13 protein-coding genes are annotated in these 15,831 nt (G+C 64.0%); 9 read left to right on the plus strand and 4 right to left on the minus strand.

What is annotated here, in order from left to right; translation table 11 throughout:
- Nucleotides 1–26 precede the first annotated feature (26 nt).
- Together CLU94_RS16985 and CLU94_RS16990 are read left to right on the plus strand one after the other, a co-directional pair.
- Nucleotides 27–224, plus strand: a complete 198-nt coding sequence (locus CLU94_RS16985) for a hypothetical protein (protein ID WP_099666473.1) — start codon at nucleotides 27–29, stop codon at nucleotides 222–224.
- A 103-nt stretch (nucleotides 225–327) separates the two neighbouring features.
- Nucleotides 328–1,533 (plus strand): alpha/beta hydrolase family protein, encoded by a 1,206-nt coding sequence (locus CLU94_RS16990; protein WP_180278685.1) that lies wholly within the window; start codon nucleotides 328–330, stop codon nucleotides 1,531–1,533.
- A 27-nt stretch (nucleotides 1,534–1,560) separates the two neighbouring features.
- Here CLU94_RS16990 and CLU94_RS16995 read toward each other — a convergent pair whose 3' ends face one another.
- Nucleotides 1,561–2,949, minus strand: a complete 1,389-nt coding sequence (locus CLU94_RS16995) for a YfcC family protein (protein WP_083299835.1) — start codon at nucleotides 2,947–2,949, stop codon at nucleotides 1,561–1,563.
- Between the two features lie 4 nt (nucleotides 2,950–2,953).
- The gene (locus CLU94_RS17000; RefSeq protein WP_099668358.1) at nucleotides 2,954–4,090 is read right to left on the minus strand and encodes a succinylglutamate desuccinylase/aspartoacylase family protein; all 1,137 of its coding nucleotides are present in this window, start codon (nucleotides 4,088–4,090) and stop codon (nucleotides 2,954–2,956) included.
- 201 nt (nucleotides 4,091–4,291) lie between these two features.
- Between CLU94_RS17000 and CLU94_RS17005 the strand changes: the two genes are divergently transcribed.
- The 3 genes from CLU94_RS17005 to CLU94_RS17015 all read left to right on the plus strand — a co-directional run bounded on the left by CLU94_RS17005 (nucleotide 4,292) and on the right by CLU94_RS17015 (nucleotide 9,516).
- Nucleotides 4,292–5,293, plus strand: coding sequence for a MurR/RpiR family transcriptional regulator (locus CLU94_RS17005; protein ID WP_099666475.1), 1,002 nt, complete (start codon nucleotides 4,292–4,294; stop codon nucleotides 5,291–5,293).
- Nucleotides 5,294–5,325: 32 nt separating this feature from the next.
- The gene (locus CLU94_RS17010) at nucleotides 5,326–8,115 is read left to right on the plus strand and encodes a TonB-dependent receptor (protein WP_099666476.1); all 2,790 of its coding nucleotides are present in this window, start codon (nucleotides 5,326–5,328) and stop codon (nucleotides 8,113–8,115) included.
- Nucleotides 8,116–8,262: 147 nt separating this feature from the next.
- Nucleotides 8,263–9,516: a cyanophycinase gene (locus tag CLU94_RS17015; protein WP_099668359.1), complete on the plus strand. Its 1,254-nt coding sequence runs from the start codon at nucleotides 8,263–8,265 to the stop codon at nucleotides 9,514–9,516.
- Here the strand turns inward: CLU94_RS17015 and CLU94_RS17020 are convergent.
- Nucleotides 9,507–10,715 (minus strand): DUF418 domain-containing protein, encoded by a 1,209-nt coding sequence (locus CLU94_RS17020; RefSeq protein ID WP_099666477.1) that lies wholly within the window; start codon nucleotides 10,713–10,715, stop codon nucleotides 9,507–9,509. The genes CLU94_RS17015 and CLU94_RS17020 overlap by 10 nt on opposite strands.
- A complete protein-coding gene (locus CLU94_RS17025; RefSeq protein ID WP_099666478.1) occupies nucleotides 10,712–11,314 on the minus strand; it encodes a TetR/AcrR family transcriptional regulator in 603 nt (200 codons plus the stop codon). The genes CLU94_RS17020 and CLU94_RS17025 overlap by 4 nt, the downstream gene beginning before the upstream one ends.
- A gap of 209 nt (nucleotides 11,315–11,523) precedes the next feature.
- Between CLU94_RS17025 and CLU94_RS17030 the strand changes: the two genes are divergently transcribed.
- From CLU94_RS17030 to CLU94_RS17040, 4 genes are all read left to right on the plus strand, one after another.
- Nucleotides 11,524–12,966, plus strand: a complete 1,443-nt coding sequence (locus tag CLU94_RS17030; RefSeq protein ID WP_099666479.1) for an IgA Peptidase M64 — start codon at nucleotides 11,524–11,526, stop codon at nucleotides 12,964–12,966.
- A 427-nt stretch (nucleotides 12,967–13,393) separates the two neighbouring features.
- The gene (locus CLU94_RS28095; protein ID WP_143451452.1) at nucleotides 13,394–13,579 is read left to right on the plus strand and encodes a hypothetical protein; all 186 of its coding nucleotides are present in this window, start codon (nucleotides 13,394–13,396) and stop codon (nucleotides 13,577–13,579) included.
- On the plus strand, nucleotides 13,576–14,358 hold the full coding sequence (fabI, locus tag CLU94_RS17035; RefSeq protein ID WP_180278686.1) for an enoyl-ACP reductase FabI: 783 nt from the start codon (nucleotides 13,576–13,578) through the stop codon (nucleotides 14,356–14,358). The genes CLU94_RS28095 and fabI overlap by 4 nt, the downstream gene beginning before the upstream one ends.
- Before the next feature lie 16 nt (nucleotides 14,359–14,374).
- Nucleotides 14,375–15,823, plus strand: a complete 1,449-nt coding sequence (locus CLU94_RS17040) for an efflux transporter outer membrane subunit (RefSeq protein WP_373610058.1) — start codon at nucleotides 14,375–14,377, stop codon at nucleotides 15,821–15,823.
- Nucleotides 15,824–15,831: the final 8 nt, after the last annotated feature.

Below are 15,831 nucleotides of genomic sequence, written 5' to 3' on the forward strand. Positions count from 1 at the left end.
CAACCAGCCACCCAAAGGACACCATCATGAACATCGCTAAAAACATGGAAGCCATCTTCGTTGCCGTCATCGCCATCGCCGCTGCCACCAGCCTGGCCACCGCCGCCGTGCCGAAATTCCGCGCCGCGCCGGCATCCATGGTCGCCAGCGCCGATCAAGCCACCATGCACACCGTGTATGTCAGCGCCAAGCGCCTGAGCGCCGAAGAAAAAGCCGCCCTGTAAGGATGACGGCAACACGACAGACTGCCTATCGGACCCTGATCCCATGACCTCACATTTTTTCTGGCTTCTGCTTGCTGTATCGTTCTCGGCGACTGCTGCGCCCATGCCGGAGGCATTCAGCCCGGCGCCTTGCGAGACGGGTATTTTTCGCCAGGACCAGACGGGCTTCGTCGCCCTCACCAAGGGGGCGAAAGGCTACGGCTACACCTTCAGCAACGGGACAGTCGGCAACACGCAGGACGCCGGCGTGCTGCTCGCGTGTGGAAAGGACGCCGTGCTTGTCAACGGCAAGGAGCGCTGGCCGAAAGTGGCTTTGGCCGAAGCAGATACGCGCTTTGAATCGCATGGCATCATGCTGGCGGGCCGCCTGATGGAAGCGCCGGGCGCCGGCAAGGACACGCCACTGGTCGTGTATGCCCATGGTTCCGAAAGCAGCGGCTGGATCGACCGCGCGCGCGACCCTTATCAGATGGTGGGACGGGGCGTGTCCGTTTTCGTGTATGACAAGCGCGGTACCGGGTTGTCCGAAGGCGAATATACGCAGAATTTTCCGCGCCTGGCCGATGACCTGGTGGCCGCGTCGCGCGAAGCAAAACGGCTGGCGCAAGGGCGTTACGGCCGCTTCGGCCTGATGGGTGTAAGCCAGGGCGGCTGGATTGCCCCGCTGGCGCAGGCGCGCGCCAAGGCGCAATTTCTCTGCATCGGCTATGGCCTGGTGGCCGATATCACGGAGCAGGATGCGGCGCAGGTTGCCAGGGAACTTCAGGACAAGGGTTATGGCGGCGACGTCATCGCGAAGGCCAGGACGGTGACGGATATCACGGCCAGAATCGTCAAATCCGGCTACAAGGATGGCTTGGACGACCTGTCGGCATTCCAGCAGCAGTTTGGCAAGGAGCCGTGGTTTGCCCTCATCAAGGGCGGCTACACGGGCGTGTTGCTGGGCATGCCGGCCGATGAGCTGCGCAAGAATGGCATACCGCGGTTCGACAAGCTCGATATCGACTGGTCGCTCGATCCCGTGCAGGTCGCGCGGCAAGTCACGGTGCCGCAGCTGTGGGCCCTGGCAGAGGATGACCGCCAAGCGCCGCCGGCTGTCACTATCGAGCGCCTGACGGCGTTGCGCGGCCAGGGCCAGGCCATCTCGGTCTACCTCTTCCCGCAGGCCGATCACGGCATGCGCAGCTACGCTCAGGCGCCCGATGGAACGCGCAAGCCGACCATTATCACGCCCGGGTTTTACGACCTGATGGCCGACTGGGCAAAGGGTGGCATCCATGATGCCTACGGACAGGCGTACCGCAAATAACGCTACGGCGACGGCGCGTGGCCGTGGTTATTGCCAGTGCATCAGGCAGGGCGGAATCAAGAGCAGCAGCGCCAGCACCAGGTAAATCAGCTGCAGCGGGATCATCCACTTGGCCCACGTAATCCAGGGCACGCGCGCCAGCGCCAGCACGCCGACGGTGATGCCGGAGGTGGGGATCATCGGCGTGGTGAATTCGCCGAACTGGAAGGCCAGGATGGCAGTCTGGCGCGTCACGCCCACCAGGTCGGCCAGAGGCGCCATGATGGGCATCGTCAGCGCGGCCTGGCCGCTGCCGGAATGGATGAAGAAGTTGATCACCGACTGCATGAAGAACATTTTTTGTGCGGCGAAGACGGGACTCGACGAGGCCACCAGGGGCGTCAATGCGTGCAGCATGGTGTCGATGATTTGCGCGTCGCGCGCCAGGATCATGGTGCCGCGCGCCAGCGCGATGACCAGCGCCACGCTGACCATGTCGCGCGCGCCCTGCACGAACGACGCCACCAGGCTGTCCATGTCGAGCCGGCCGACCAGGCCGACGACGATGGCCATCACCAGGAACAGGGCGGCGATTTCATCGATGAACCAGTCGTATTTGACGACGCCGACGACCATCGTCAGCAAGGTCGCCATGAAAATCCACAGCACGGCGCGGTGCGTGCGCGTCATGCCGGCAAAGCTGTTCAGGTCCAATGTGTGCTCGCTGCGCTTTTCGATGTCGAGCAGGTAGGTCGGGCTTTTTTCCGGATGGCGCTTGATGCGCGCCGCATACCACATCAAAAACACGATGCTGACCGCCGTGGCGATGGCCCACACGATCAGGCGGTAGCCGATGCCGGAAAAGATCGGCACCCCGGCGATGCCCTGCGCGATGCCGACATTGAACGGGTTCAGGAAGGCGGCGGAAAAGCCCACCTGCGAGCCGATGAAGGGAATCGACACGCCCGTGATGGTGTCATAGCCCAGAGCCAGCGCCAGCGGCACGAAGATCAGGATGAAGGGAATCGCTTCCTCGTTCATGCCGAAGGTGGCGCCGCCCAAGGAAAACATGGTGAAGAAGACGGGGATGATGGCGGCGCGCACGAAGCGCGAACTGGTGTGCGCCTTGGCGATGGCCTTGATCAGGGAATCGAAGGCTTCGGTTTTTTGCAGCACGGCGAAGGCGCCGCCGACGATCAGCACGAAGCCGATGATCAGGCTGGCGTCGACGAAGCCCTTGATGGGCGCCATCATCAGGGCGGCGAGCCCCTGCGGCTTGTTGTCGACATAGTGAAACGTACCGGGGATGATCAGCTGCTTGCCGTTCACCAGTTGCGTGTCGAATTTCCCGCCTGGCACCAGCCACGTCGCCAGGGCGATCATGGCCAGGATGCCGCACAGCAGGACGAAGGTATTGGGGAGCTTGAATTTTCTCATGGCGTCATTGGCTCAGCAGGCTGCCGCCGCGGAAGGCGACGGCGCCGGCGACCTTGCCGACGTTCATGCCCCGCAGGACGTGGCGGTGGGCGCTGCGCGCAAAAAAGACGCCGGCCACGGTGCAGCGCAAGGTTGTCGTCTCGCCGCTGACGGGGTCGATCAGGTCGGCCACGGCGTCGCCGGCGGCCAGCACGTCGCCCATTTCGCGCAGGTAGACCAGCACGCCATGATGCGGCGCAAGGATCGGTTCCACGCCGGCCAGCGGCGTCGGTTCGCATTGCGGCGCGGGCAGGTCGTCGCCGGCGCCGGCTATCTCCAGCACGCCCTCGATGGCGAGAAAGCGCAGCAGGGCGGTGGCGTCGCGTTCGGCCAGGGCGTAGCTCACTTCCACTTCGCCGCGCAACTCGACCGTGGTCGACAGGCAGGCGGCAGGAATCGGATAGCGGCCCTGGAAATGCGCGTCGAGATCCCACCATAATCGGCTGCAGGCTTCGTCGAACGGTTCTTCACCGGCCGCCAGTTCTAGCAGCACGGCGCGCGCGCCCAGCAACGCGGACAGGGGGGCGATCTGCGCGGCCAGCGGCGTGCCCGTATAAATGTGCAGGGCCGCCTCGTTGTCGCAATGCAGGTCGAGCACGATGTCGGCGTCGATGGCCATGCCCAGCAGGGTTTTCTTCAGCGTTTCCGCATCCGTGCCCGGCCGCCAGGCGGCGACGGCGGCGCGCGCATGTTCGCGTATCAGCGCCACGTTGGCTTGCGCATCCTGTCCCAGCAGGCCATCGAGCGTGGTTTTCAGTTCATCGGCCACGTGGCGGTAGGCGCGGTTGAAGTTGATGCCGGTGGTCAGGTCGAAGCGGCCGAACGGCGCGCCGTGGATGGCTTGCGCCAGGCCGATCGGGTTGGCGGCCGGCACCAGGATGATTTCTCCATGCACCTTGCCCGCCGCTTCCAGCGCCAGCAGCTCGCGGCGTAAAAATTGCGACACCAGCATGCCCGGCACTTCATCCGCATGCAGCGCCGCCTGGATGTACACCTTCTTGCCGCTGCGGCTAGCGGCGGCCGCACTGCCAAAGTGGAAGCTGCTCAATTGGCACGCTACGCTGGCGTGCGCGGTGGAGATGGGATGCTGTCGTACTTGCATGGTGAATTCGCCCCAAAACGGGGCGCGGTTGATGGATTCCGGTCGATTATGTAGCAATATTTTCACGAAGTAAATCAATGAAAATCCTTTTACAAATATTTGTTGAGTTTTCTTTTTGATATGAGTACAGTAAGTTCCAGCGACCCGATTTCGCCTTCCGCCAGTGATCCGCAGTGTCCAAGAATACAGGCCGCCAGTGATATGAAAGCATCCGCCAGTCCTGCACGCAGCAGTCCCCATACGCCACGGGTTGGCACGTTGTCGGCGCCCGATGCCGCCTTCGCGCAGTCTCCGCTGGGGCAGGCGCTGATGCACGTGCTGGCCAGCGGTTCGGCTTCGCAGCGGCAGATCGCCGATTACCTGCTGCGCAACCAGATGCGGGTGACGGCGCTGGGCATCGAGGAACTGGCCGACAGCTGCCAGGTATCGACGGCCACCATCAGCCGCTTCGCGCGCGATATCGGCCAGAAGAATTATTCGGCCATGCGCGGCGCCATGGCCGAAACCTTGCAATCGCTGCTGCAGCCCGTCGACAAACTGCGCCGCACGATAGAGCGGCGCGCGCGCGCCACGTCGCCCGTCACGGAAAGCCTGGAATATGCGGCCGCGAACATCGCCGCCACATCCGATGCCCTGTCGCCGCCCGCCGTGCAGGCCGTGGTGCGGCGCCTGACGCGCGCCAAGGTGGTGTATGTGATGGGTTTTGGCCTGTCGGCCAACCTGGCCGGCATGCTGGTGCAGCATCTGCAGCCGTTTTGCCCGCATGTGGTGGAAGTGGTGGGCATCGGCGGCTCGGAAGTGGCGGCCGGGCACCTGGTCAACCTGACGGCGCACGACGTGCTGGTGGTGATTTCGTTTCCCCGCTATACGCTCGACTGCATCGGCCTGGCCAGCTTCGCGCGCGACCGCGGCGCCTGCATCGTGGCGCTCACCGATTCGCCCGCCTCGCCCCTGGCCGAACTGGCCGATCACGTGTTGTATGCGCAAAGTACCCATCCCGTTCTGCCCAGCAGTGCCAGCACGGCGCTGGCCATGATCGAGGCGCTGGCCGTGGCGCTGATGGTATCGAACAGGAAAAACGTTGAAAAAGCGGCCCGCTTGAGCGAAGTCATCGCCGCCTACCTGTACGGCGGCGAACATGGCGCGCAGGGTACCCGGAAAACAGCAGCAAAGCAGCGCAAGGCAGTGCCGCAGTCATTATAAAAACAGGGTTAATACCATCTGGGAGAGTTTGCATGCAAGCAGAAAAACAAGACGGCAGTTGCGTACCGCCACGCGAGTCGGCACTGGCGCAAGGCGTGCGCCTGGCGCTGGGGGCCTTGAGCGTGTCGGCGGCGCTGGGCATGCTGGGCAACGGCGCGCTGGCGCAGGAACCGGACGGCGAAGCCGTGCCGAAAAAAATGCAGCGCGTGGAAATCACGGGGTCGGCCATCAAGCGGCTGGAATCGGAGACGGCGTTGCCGGTGCAGATCATCACGCGCGCCGAGATCGACAAGGCGGGCGTGACGACGGCGGCCGAGCTGATGGCGCGCGTGTCGGCCAACGTGGGCGGCCTGACCGATGGCGCCAGCATCAATATCGGCGGCGACCAGCGCGGCTTCAACAGCGCCAATCTGCGGGGCGTGGGCACGTCATCGACCCTGGTGCTGCTCAATGGCCGGCGTATGGCCAACTTCGCCTCGCCCGGCGACGATGCGGGCGTGGACCTGAATAATATTCCCGCCGCCGCGCTGCAGCGCGTGGAAGTGCTGCTCGACGGCGCCTCGGCCCTGTATGGCACGGACGCCATCGGCGGCGTCATCAATTTCATTACGCGCAAGGATTACCAGGGTGTGGAGCTGAATGCCTACGGCAGCGGCACTCAGGAAGGCGGCGCCGGCAAGCGCACGGTCAGCATCACGGCCGGTACGGGCGACCTGGCCACGGATGGCTACAATATCTTCGCCGTGTTCGACGCGCAGCAGACGGACCGCCTCAGCACCTCGCAGCGCAAGTTCATTCCGAACCTGAACGTGCCCGAGCGCCTTGGCCATTTGCTGTCGAGTTTTACCAGCCCGGCGAATATCCGCCTGTCGGGTGCCCAGCGCGATCACCTGCAGGAGGTCGGCTTCCTGTTGAACGGCAAGCCGATCACCAACCGGCAAATCAACCTGTCCATCCCGGACTGCAATCCACCCGCCAATTTGTACCTGCCCAACGGCACTGGCGGCGTCGATGGCTGTACCTACGATTACATGCGCGATACGGAGTTGTATCCGAAGTCGGAGAAGCAGAATTTTCTTTCGCGGGGCGTGTTGAAGCTGAACCCGGACCATCAGCTATATGCGGAGGTGGCGTTGAGCCGTTCGCGTACCAATTATGTCGCGTCGTCGACACGGGTGATCGGTTACCTGGATTACAGCAAGGTGCCGCAATTGGCCAATACCGGTTTTGATACCATATTGGATGACGATGGCAAGCAGGTGGAGCGCGAACTGGAAGTGCGCATGCGATTGAAGGAGGCAGGCAACCGCACCAGTGAGCTGACCAGTGAAAGCCAGCGCTTCGTGGTGGGGGCGACCGGTACAGTGGCGGGATGGGATTATGACGTGGGTTTGAATCATAGCGTCAATACCGTCAGGGACCGTGATACCAAAGGCTATCTGCTGAAGGACAAGCTGCGCGCAGGTATCGCCGATGGCAGCATCAATCCATTCGGGCCTTCCAGTGCCGAGGGCCTGGCACTGATTGAGAGCATCCAGGTCAACGATGAAGTGCGCCACGCGCGCGGCGTCATGGATGCGCTTGATTTCAAGGCGTCACGCGCTCTGATGGCCATGGGCGGCGGCGACATGGCTCTTGCCGTTGGCGGAGAGGTGCGCCGCGAACGTACGCAGTTCCGTCTTTCCAAATTACTGATGAGTAATAATATCAATGACGATTCGGCGCCGGAAGGCGGCAAGGACACCAGCGACAGCCGCACTGTGCAAGCCATTTACAGCGAACTGCTGCTGCCGTTCACCAAGCAGTGGCAGGCGCAGTTATCTGGCCGTTACGACCATTACCAGCAGGTGGGTGGCGCCCTGAGTCCCAAGGTGGGCCTGACTTACATGCCCAGCAAGCAGGTGCTGATGCGGGCGTCCACCGGCAAGGGCTTCCGCGCTCCATCGATGTCGGACTTGCACCGGCCCACCGTCTACAGCAGTACGGCGACCCTGCCCGATCCCGTGTTATGCGCCACTGTGGATAATAACTACGCCGATTGCGCGCAAAACTGGGATACGCGCCGCTACAGCAACGACAAGCTGAAACCGGAGCGCAGCCGCCAGTTCACGGCCGGTGTGGTGCTCGAGCCGAGCCAGCACTGGACCTTCAGCTTCGATTACTGGAACATCAAGCGCACGGATCTGATCAGCGAAATCGGCGACGACATCATCCTCGGCAACCTGGCCAAGTACGGCGACCTCGTACATCGCAACAAGGACAATGAAATCGACTACATCGAGCTGCGCAAGGAAAACCGTGGCGCGCAAAAGGCTACGGGCATCGATATTACGGCCGACCTGCATGGCGTGAAGACGGCCTGGGGACGTTTCGGTGCCCACCTGAGCGGCACCTACGTGCTCGATTCGAAAATCCAGACGGGCCCCGGCGATGCCTTTATCAGCAACCTGAATAAATTCGTCACGGACGGCGTGGTGCAGCGCTGGCGCCATACGATTACCCTGGACTGGGACCATGGCCCGTATTCGGCCAGCTTGTCGAACACCTATTCGAGCAGCTACGATGACCAGAACTCGGCCATCAACACGGATGACGGCAGCGTCGTCAAGCCGAATCGGGTCAAGGCCTACACGCTGTGGGACATGTCGGGTGCGTATGCCGTCAGCAAGCAGTTCAAGCTGCGCGCAGGCATACAGAATCTGTTCAATACCAGCCCGCCATACTCGAACCAGGCCTACTTTTTCCTGTCCGGCTATGACCCGACCTATACGGATCCGCGCGGCCGGCGCTTCTATGCCAGCGCCAATTACAGTTTCAAGTAAAAATTGGAGATACCGCAACAACGCTGTCATATGCAGCAAGTAGTATCGTAGTGCGATGGCGTTGGATTGCAAGCAGCAGTTTTGGCAGCAATGGCGCGTGCCTGTATCAACAAATATGCGCCACTTTCCTTGTATTCGAAAGGCACCATGAAATCATCTTCAAGCCTGTATCAACAATTGTGCGCCGCGCTGCTGTTCGCGCTGGCATTGTGCAGCGTCCATGCCGTGGCGGCGCCCGGCGGCAGCGCCATCGGCAGCGCGCCCCAGGGGACGCTCGTCATCATCGGCGGCGGCCTGCGCGCCGATAATGCCGAAGTCTGGCAGCGCATCGTCAAGCTGTCGGGCGGGCCAGGCGCGCGCATCGCCGTGCTGGCCTCGGCCGCGATGAACCCGGAAAAATCGGGCGAAAGCATCATCAAAAAGCTGAACCAATATGGCGCCGATGCCTTTTTCGTGCCGCTGGCCGTCAAGCTGCCGAACAGGGATTACCGCAAGGCTGCCGAAGACCCCGCCATCGTCACGCAGATCAAGTCGGCCAGCGGCATCTATTTTGCCGGCGGAGACCAGGGGCGCATCACGCAAGCCTTGCTGCGGCCGGACGGCAGCCGTACGGCAGCGCTGGAAGCCATCTGGTCGGTCTATCGCAATGGCGGCGTGATCGCCGGTTCCAGCGCCGGTGCCGCCATCATGAGCACCACCATGTTCTACGACGCCAAGCCCGTGCTCGACATGCTCAAGATGGGCGTGACGGATGGCCGCGAGATCGCACCCGGCCTGGGCTTCATCGGCAGCGATGTCTTCGTGGACCAGCATCTTCTGGTGCGCGGGCGCTTTGCGCGCATGATTCCCGTGATGCTGAAAAAAGGCTATCACCTGGGGCTGGGCATCGATGAAAACAGCGCCATGGTGGTCGACGCCATGCGCGACGTGGAAGTCATCGGCTACAGCGGCGCCCTGCTGATCGATCTGTCTGGCGCCATCAGCGACCGTGGCGTGAAAAATTTCAATATCAGCAATGCGGCCATCAGCTACTTGGACCGGGGCGACAAATTCAACCTCGTCACGCGCGTGTTTACGCCCTCGCCGGACAAGGCCGACAACAAGCTCGATCCGAACCAGCCCGACATGCGCGAGCCCGTGTTCACCAACGATATCCTCGGCAATAACGCCGTGCTGGACCTGATGGGTAATTTGATCGACAACGCGCAGCAGGAAGCCATCGGCATCGCCTTCGGCAACCCGCGCGACCCATATCCGGACCTGGGCTTCGAGTTCCGCTTCAGTAAAACGGTCAACAGCGTCGGCTACAGCTCGACCGAGGCGGAAGCGTATTCGGTGCTGAAACTGCGCCTCGACATCCGCCCCATCCAGCTGCGCCAGCCCCTGTACCGCTACAAGTAAGCGGCGCGCCGCCAGCGCGGCCACGCGGCGATCGTCAAGGCCCTGAGCAGCCACTCGACGGGGCCATACGCGTGGCCGCGCAGCCACCAGCGGCTCAACGGCAGCTGCAGGCCGAAGATGATGGCTGCCAGCGCCAGTGCGCCCAGCGGCGACACGCTGCCCATCAGCCGCGCGCCATACGCGAGGAACAGCACGGCGCAGATGGCCGACTGCAGCAGGTAGTTCGACAGGGCCATGCGGCCCGTGTCGGCCAGCAGCGCAAACAGCGTGCCGTCGCGCAGGCGCTCGAACAGGACCAGCGCCAGCGCCAGGTAGGCGCCCGCCAGCAGTGGCGCGCTCGCCAGGCCCACGGCCAGTCCCGCCACCTGCCATGCCTGGCTATCCCCATACACGGAGGTCCACGCGTAGAAGGCGGCGCCGGGCAAGCCCACCAGCGCGCCGGCCCGCAGCAGCAGGCGGCGCAGCGGCAGATAATCGCTTGCGTGCAGCAGCATCTCGCGCTTGCCGGCGGCCAGGCCGCACAGGAACATGGCCAGCGCGCACGGTGCCTGCACCAGCAGCAGGACGATCCAGATTTCACCCAGTTCGCGCAGGTGCTGATGGACGACGGCGGCCGGCGTGGCGTGGTAGGCGGCCAGCGCGCTTTCCGCCTTTTGCGCCATCGCCACGGCGTTGTCCGCAGCGTCGCCCGCTGGCTGCAGGCCTTGCAGCCAGGCCATGCCTGCCCAGAATGCCACGCAGACGGTGACGAGTATCAACGCCAGGGACAGTGCCTGGCGCTCGCCGCAGCGGTACAGCGCCAGCAGCACGATGCCCAGCAGAGCATAGGTCGTGAGTATGTCGCCATGAAACAGGAGCACGGCATGCAGGGCGCCGATCAGCCACAGGCCCACTTGCCGGCGCAGCATGCGCGGCACGAACGGCGCATCGGCGCGCGCGGCCGCCTGCATCTGCAAGGTGAAGCTGTAGCCGAACAGGAAGGAAAACAGCAGGTAGAACTTGGTTTCGAACAGCAGGGCGACGATAAAGTGCGTGGCGCGGTCCACGCCGCCGTGAAAGGCGGGATCGGTCAATCCCAGGCCGAACCAGGGCGTGACGAATGCGCCGATATTGACGACCAAAATGCCGAACAGGGCGCAGCCGCGCAGGGCGTCGACGTCGGCGATGCGTGTGGGCTGGGCTTGCATGGCGGCGCTCATGCCAGGGCAGGGCGCAGGAAGCGCGCCAGCAGCAGGTGCAGGCTGGCGCGTTGCGCCAGCGGTGCATAATCGGGATCGACGGCGACCCGGTTGAAGATGCCGTCGATCAGCGCGGCGATCCAGCTGGCCGTTTGCGCGGCGTCCAGCGCGGCGTCGACCTGGCCCCCTGATGCCGCCTTTTCCAGCAGGGCTTGCAAGCCGGCGCGCAGGCTGGCGTCGTTGCGCGCCACCCTGGCCGCGATATCCGCGTCGCGCATCGCTTCGGCCGATATTTCCAGCGCCAGCCCCGCAAAGTCGTCATCGGCCGCCAGCGCCAGCACCAGGTCCATGAAATCGAGCAGGGCGCCGTAGGCATCGGCGCTGCCTTGCACACCGGCGAAATAGGCGGTCGTCTCGCTGCCTTCCTCGTCGACGATGGCGGCGATGATGGCTTGCTTGGTGGGGAAGTAGTGAAACAGGTTGCCGGGACTCATGCCCGCCTGCGCGCAGATGGCGGCGGTGCTGGTCTGGTGAAAGCCCTTGCGCGCAAAGCAGTGGCGCGCGGCGGCGAGAATGGCGTCGCGGCGGGCCGCGTGTTTGCCGGGATCGATGGTGCGCATGGCTCTTTCCTTTAGTTAATCGACTAGTCAGTCTAATATAGATTGATTGTATCGTATGGTCAAGCGAATCGCGTGAAATGGGCGCTTTGCACGCCCGCATCCTGTCGCTACAATGTGCCGCAGCGGTTTTTCCCGCACCTGCCGGCAGGCCCGCCGATTGTTTGGAAAACCGTTCCCTTCACCTGTTTTTCTACCGTTTTAGGAATGACATGCAGCAGACTCCGATTCGATCCTTCCTCTGCGCGCTGGCGCTGGCCGCCGGCATCGTCCCTGCCGCTCAGGCGGATAATGCGCCGCCGCCGGCCACCATGCGCCTCGATTACCAGCACAGCGGCAATGCGCTGGGCGAGCACTATGCGGTCGAGCGCGTGCTGGTCGAGCCGCTGCCATGGCCGGGCAACCCGGCGCGTCCCATCGACGACAGCAACCGCGGCAACAACCTGCTGGAAGTGGTCGACATCAAGTCGGGCAAGGTGCTGTACTCGCGCGGTTTTTCCACCATCTTCGGCGAATGGGCCAGCACCGATGAAGCGAAGACCACCACGCGTGCCTTCCAGGAATCCGTGCGCTTTCCGCAGCCCGAACACCCCGTGCGCGTGCGCATCCTCAAGCGCGACGAGCGCGGCCTGTTTTCCGTTGTATGGAGCACCGATGTCGACCCTGCCGCGCAGGACGTGATCCGCAAGCAGCCGCCGGCGCCCGTCAAGCCGATCCCGATCCGCATCAGCGGGCCATCGCCCGACAAGGTCGACCTGCTGATCATGGGCGACGGCTATACGGCCGCCGAAATGGGCAAGTTCGAAGCGACGGCGCGCAAGCTGGCTGAGCATCTTTTCACCGTCTCGCCATTCCGCGAGCGGGCCAGGGATTTCAACGTGTGGGCCATGGCCGCGCCGACCCAGGAGTCGGGCGTGTCGCGCCCCTCGACGGGCGTGCATCACGCGTCGCCGCTGGGCACGCGCTACGATATCTTCGGCAGCGAGCGCTATGTGCTGACGACGGATAACCGCGCGCTGCGCGACCTTGCGCAGTACGCGCCGTATGAATTCATCGAAATCCTCGTCAACAACGATACCTACGGCGGCGGCGGCATCTTCGGCCAGTTCAGCACGGCGGCGGCCAATAGCGACTGGGCCAACTACCTGTTCGTGCATGAATTCGGCCACCATTTCGCCGGCCTGGCCGACGAGTACTACACTTCGCCCGTGGCCTATCAGTCGAATGGCGAGCGCCAGGAACCGTGGGAGCCGAACGCCACGGCGCTGCGCGATCCGGCCAGGCTGAAATGGAAGCACCACGTCAAGGCCGGCACGCCGCTGCCGACGCCATGGCCGAAGGAAGCATACGACAGCCAAGCGCGCGAATACCAGAAGCAGCGCGCGGCCCTGCGTGCGGCCAACCGCCCGGAAAGCGAGATGAGCGACTTGTTCAAGGCCGACCTGGCCTACACGCAGCAGCTATTCTCGAAGGCGCCGCAGCGCCATGCGGTGGGCGCCTTCGAAGGCGCGAACTACGAGTCGTCCGGCTACTACCGTCCCGAGATGCAGTGCATCATGTTCGACCGCAGCGAGACGTTCTGCTCCGTGTGCCAGGATGGCATCAGCACCATCATCGACCTGTATTCGCGTCCCGCCGCGGCGCCGGGCAAATAATGCCGCTCTTGCCGCTTCCGTAATGCATGGGGGTCATGTTGCATCGCAATAGCATGGCCCCCTTTCTGCTTCTCCCCACCGCCTGCCTTCCGCCCCTGCCCAGCGCTGCTTGTTTTCCAGGCAATACCAATTGTCGCTCACCTGGGCGCTTTTCTTCTCGCTAGCCCAGTGATATTATCAAATCAATACGTTCGCACGCTTGCCTGAAAAATATTTCATTTAGATAATATTGAGGTAAAATTTGATTTACATCAATGTTGCATTGCCGCAATCGCACTTATAGTTGACCTAGCTCAAAGCGTCATGGAATGCGGATCGGACTCATCACGAATCACGCGTCTAAATGCTGTAGAGTAATTTCGCCCCGTACCAGTTCCCCGAAAATGCACTGGTGCGTGCCTCGAATTTCAGTGACGGAAGCCGATTCATGAAGATGCAGACCCCCGCGCCTGACGCGTGCAGTACCTTACACCCCCACACTCCCATTGCCTTGCCGTATGCGCGTGCCGGCGGCGTGACGCTGGCCACTTGCGCCGCCGCCATGCACGCCGGCGCGGTGCGATGCGTGCATGCGGCCACGCCGTGGCCCGCCCTGCGTCCGGTCCAGGCATGACGGCCGACTTGCGGCCCTTGCCTTTGCAGGGCAAGCGGGGCCTGGTGGTGGGTATCGCCAACACGCAAAGCATCGCCTGGGGCTGCGCCAGCGCACTGCGCGCGGCCGGCGCCGAATTGGCCGTGACCTGGCTCAATGACAAGGCCCGTCCATACGTGGAACCGCTGGCGCAGCAAGTGCAGGCGGCCATCATGGCGCCGCTCGACGTGGCCGTGCCGGGCCAGCTCGAAGCGCTGTTCGCGCAGATCGAACGGCAATGGGGACGGCTCGATTTCGTCGTCCATTCCATTGCCTATGCGCCGAAGCAGGACTTGCATGGCCGCGTGACGGACAGTTCTGCCGACGGCTTTGCGCAGGCGATGGATATCTCCTGCCACTCCTTCATGCGCATGGCGAAACTGGCCGAACCGCTGATGCCGGACGGCGGCAGCCTGATGACCATGAGTTATCTGGGCGCGGGGGAAGTCATCGCCGACTATGGACTGATGGGCCCCGTGAAGGCGGCGCTGGAAGCGTCGGTGCGCTACCTGGCGTCCGAACTGGGCCCGCAAGGCATCCGCGTTAACGCCATTTCGCCGGGACCGCTGGAGACGCGGGCCGCTTCCGGCATCGCCCATTTCGACCGCCTGATGGCCGACGCCATCGAACGCTCGCCCATGCGGCGCCTGGCCACCATCGAGGACGTGGGCGCGCTGTGCGCCTTCCTCGCCGGCGACGGCGCGCGCGCCATCACGGGCGGCACCCTGTATGTCGATGGCGGCTACAACATTCTGAATTGACTGGAAGAAGATGACCATGGCTGTTCCTACTTTGCCCAACTGCGCCAGGATGGCCGCGCTGGCCACCGCGCTGGCTCTGGCCGGCTGCGCCTCGATGGCGCCACCGTATGCGCCACCGCCGCTGCCCGTGGCGGCGCAGTATCCGGAAACCGATTCCGCCGGCGCGCACGCGCCCGACGTCGCCTGGCAAGCCTATTTTGCCGATCCGCGCCTGCAGGCGCTCATTGCGCAGGCGCTGGCGAGCAACCGCGACATCCGCATCGCCGCGCTGCGCGTGGAAGAGGCGCGCGCCGCGTATGGCATCCAGCGCGCCGAGCAATTTCCCACCATCGCGCTGGGCGCTTCGGGCAGCCGCGCGCGCGTGCCCGGTGACCTGAGCGTGACGGGCCGTCCCATGACGAGCGCGCAGTACCAGACAGGCTTGAACGTGAGCGCCTGGGAACTCGACTTCTGGGGCCGCGTGCGCAGCCTGAAGGACAGCGCGCTGCAAACCCTGCTGGCCAGCGACGAGGCGCGCCGCGCCGTCGGCGTGGCCCTGGTGGCGCAGGTGGCCAATGGTTACCTGGGCTTGCGCGAACTCGACGAGCGCGTGGAACTGGCGCGCGCCACCGTCGACAGCCGCGCCGAATCGCTGCGCATCTTCACGCGCCGCTTTGAAGTCGGGTCGATTTCCAAGCTGGACCTGACGCAGGTGGAAACCTTGCTCAGCCAGGCCTTGTCGCTGTCGGCGCAGCTGGAACAGGCGCGCGCCGTGCAGGCGCATGCGCTGGCCCAACTGGTGGGCGGCCCCATCGACCTGACGCCGGTGGCTGGTGAGGTGCGCCGCTTCGACGACGCCAGCGTGCTGCAGCCGCTGCATGCGGGCCTGCCCTCGGCTTTGCTCACGCAGCGTCCCGACCTGGTGGCGGCCGAACATCAGCTGCGCGCCGCGCAAGCCAATATCGGTGCCGCGCGCGCCGCCTTCTTCCCGACGATTTCCTTGACGGCGGCCTACGGCACGGCCAGCGCGGAATTGAGCGGCTTGTTCGATTCGGGCAGCGGCGCGTGGAATTTCGCGCCGCGCCTGGTGCTGCCGATCTTTGACGCGGGCCGCCTGCGCGCGAATATGGAACTGGCCGAAGTGCGCCGCGACATGGCCGTGGCCAACTACGAAAAAAGCGTGCAGGGCGCCTTCCGCGAAGTGGCCGACGCGCTGTCGAACCGGCGCTGGCTGGCGCTGCAGGTCGATATCGGCAAGACGACCCTTGCCGCGCAGAGCGAACGGGCGCGCCTGGCCAAGCTGCGCTACGACAATGGCGCCGCGCCCTACCTGGAAGTGCTCGACGCGCAGCGCGACTTGCTGACGGTCGAGCAGCAGCTGGTGCAGACGCGCCGCGCGCTGCTCTCGAGCCAGGTCAGCCTGTACGCCGCCCTGGGCGGCGGCGTACCTGCCAACACCTCCGCCGCCGCCACGTTCACCAATTAAAAGCGATT

Origin of the sequence: Janthinobacterium sp. 13, assembly GCF_002749695.1 — a bacterium.
GTDB lineage: Bacteria > Pseudomonadota > Gammaproteobacteria > Burkholderiales > Burkholderiaceae_D > Janthinobacterium > Janthinobacterium kumbetense.

What these genes read in the sequence shown, in the direction of transcription:
- CLU94_RS17015 (WP_099668359.1), top strand. Translation starts at nt 8,263, where the DNA reads ATGAAATCATCTTCAAGCCTGTATCAACAATTGTGCGCCGCGCTGCTG.
- CLU94_RS16990 (WP_180278685.1), top strand. Translation starts at nt 328, where the DNA reads ATGCCGGAGGCATTCAGCCCGGCGCCTTGCGAGACGGGTATTTTTCGC.
- CLU94_RS17000 (WP_099668358.1), bottom strand. Translation starts at nt 4,090, where the DNA reads ATGCAAGTACGACAGCATCCCATCTCCACCGCGCACGCCAGCGTAGCG.
- CLU94_RS17010 (WP_099666476.1), top strand. Translation starts at nt 5,326, where the DNA reads ATGCAAGCAGAAAAACAAGACGGCAGTTGCGTACCGCCACGCGAGTCG.
- CLU94_RS28095 (WP_143451452.1), top strand. Translation starts at nt 13,394, where the DNA reads ATGAAGATGCAGACCCCCGCGCCTGACGCGTGCAGTACCTTACACCCC.
- CLU94_RS17005 (WP_099666475.1), top strand. Translation starts at nt 4,292, where the DNA reads ATGAAAGCATCCGCCAGTCCTGCACGCAGCAGTCCCCATACGCCACGG.
- CLU94_RS16985 (WP_099666473.1), top strand. Translation starts at nt 27, where the DNA reads ATGAACATCGCTAAAAACATGGAAGCCATCTTCGTTGCCGTCATCGCC.
- fabI (WP_180278686.1), top strand. Translation starts at nt 13,576, where the DNA reads ATGACGGCCGACTTGCGGCCCTTGCCTTTGCAGGGCAAGCGGGGCCTG.
- CLU94_RS17020 (WP_099666477.1), bottom strand. Translation starts at nt 10,715, where the DNA reads ATGAGCGCCGCCATGCAAGCCCAGCCCACACGCATCGCCGACGTCGAC.
- CLU94_RS17030 (WP_099666479.1), top strand. Translation starts at nt 11,524, where the DNA reads ATGCAGCAGACTCCGATTCGATCCTTCCTCTGCGCGCTGGCGCTGGCC.
- CLU94_RS16995 (WP_083299835.1), bottom strand. Translation starts at nt 2,949, where the DNA reads ATGAGAAAATTCAAGCTCCCCAATACCTTCGTCCTGCTGTGCGGCATC.
- CLU94_RS17040 (WP_373610058.1), top strand. Translation starts at nt 14,375, where the DNA reads ATGGCTGTTCCTACTTTGCCCAACTGCGCCAGGATGGCCGCGCTGGCC.
- CLU94_RS17025 (WP_099666478.1), bottom strand. Translation starts at nt 11,314, where the DNA reads ATGCGCACCATCGATCCCGGCAAACACGCGGCCCGCCGCGACGCCATT.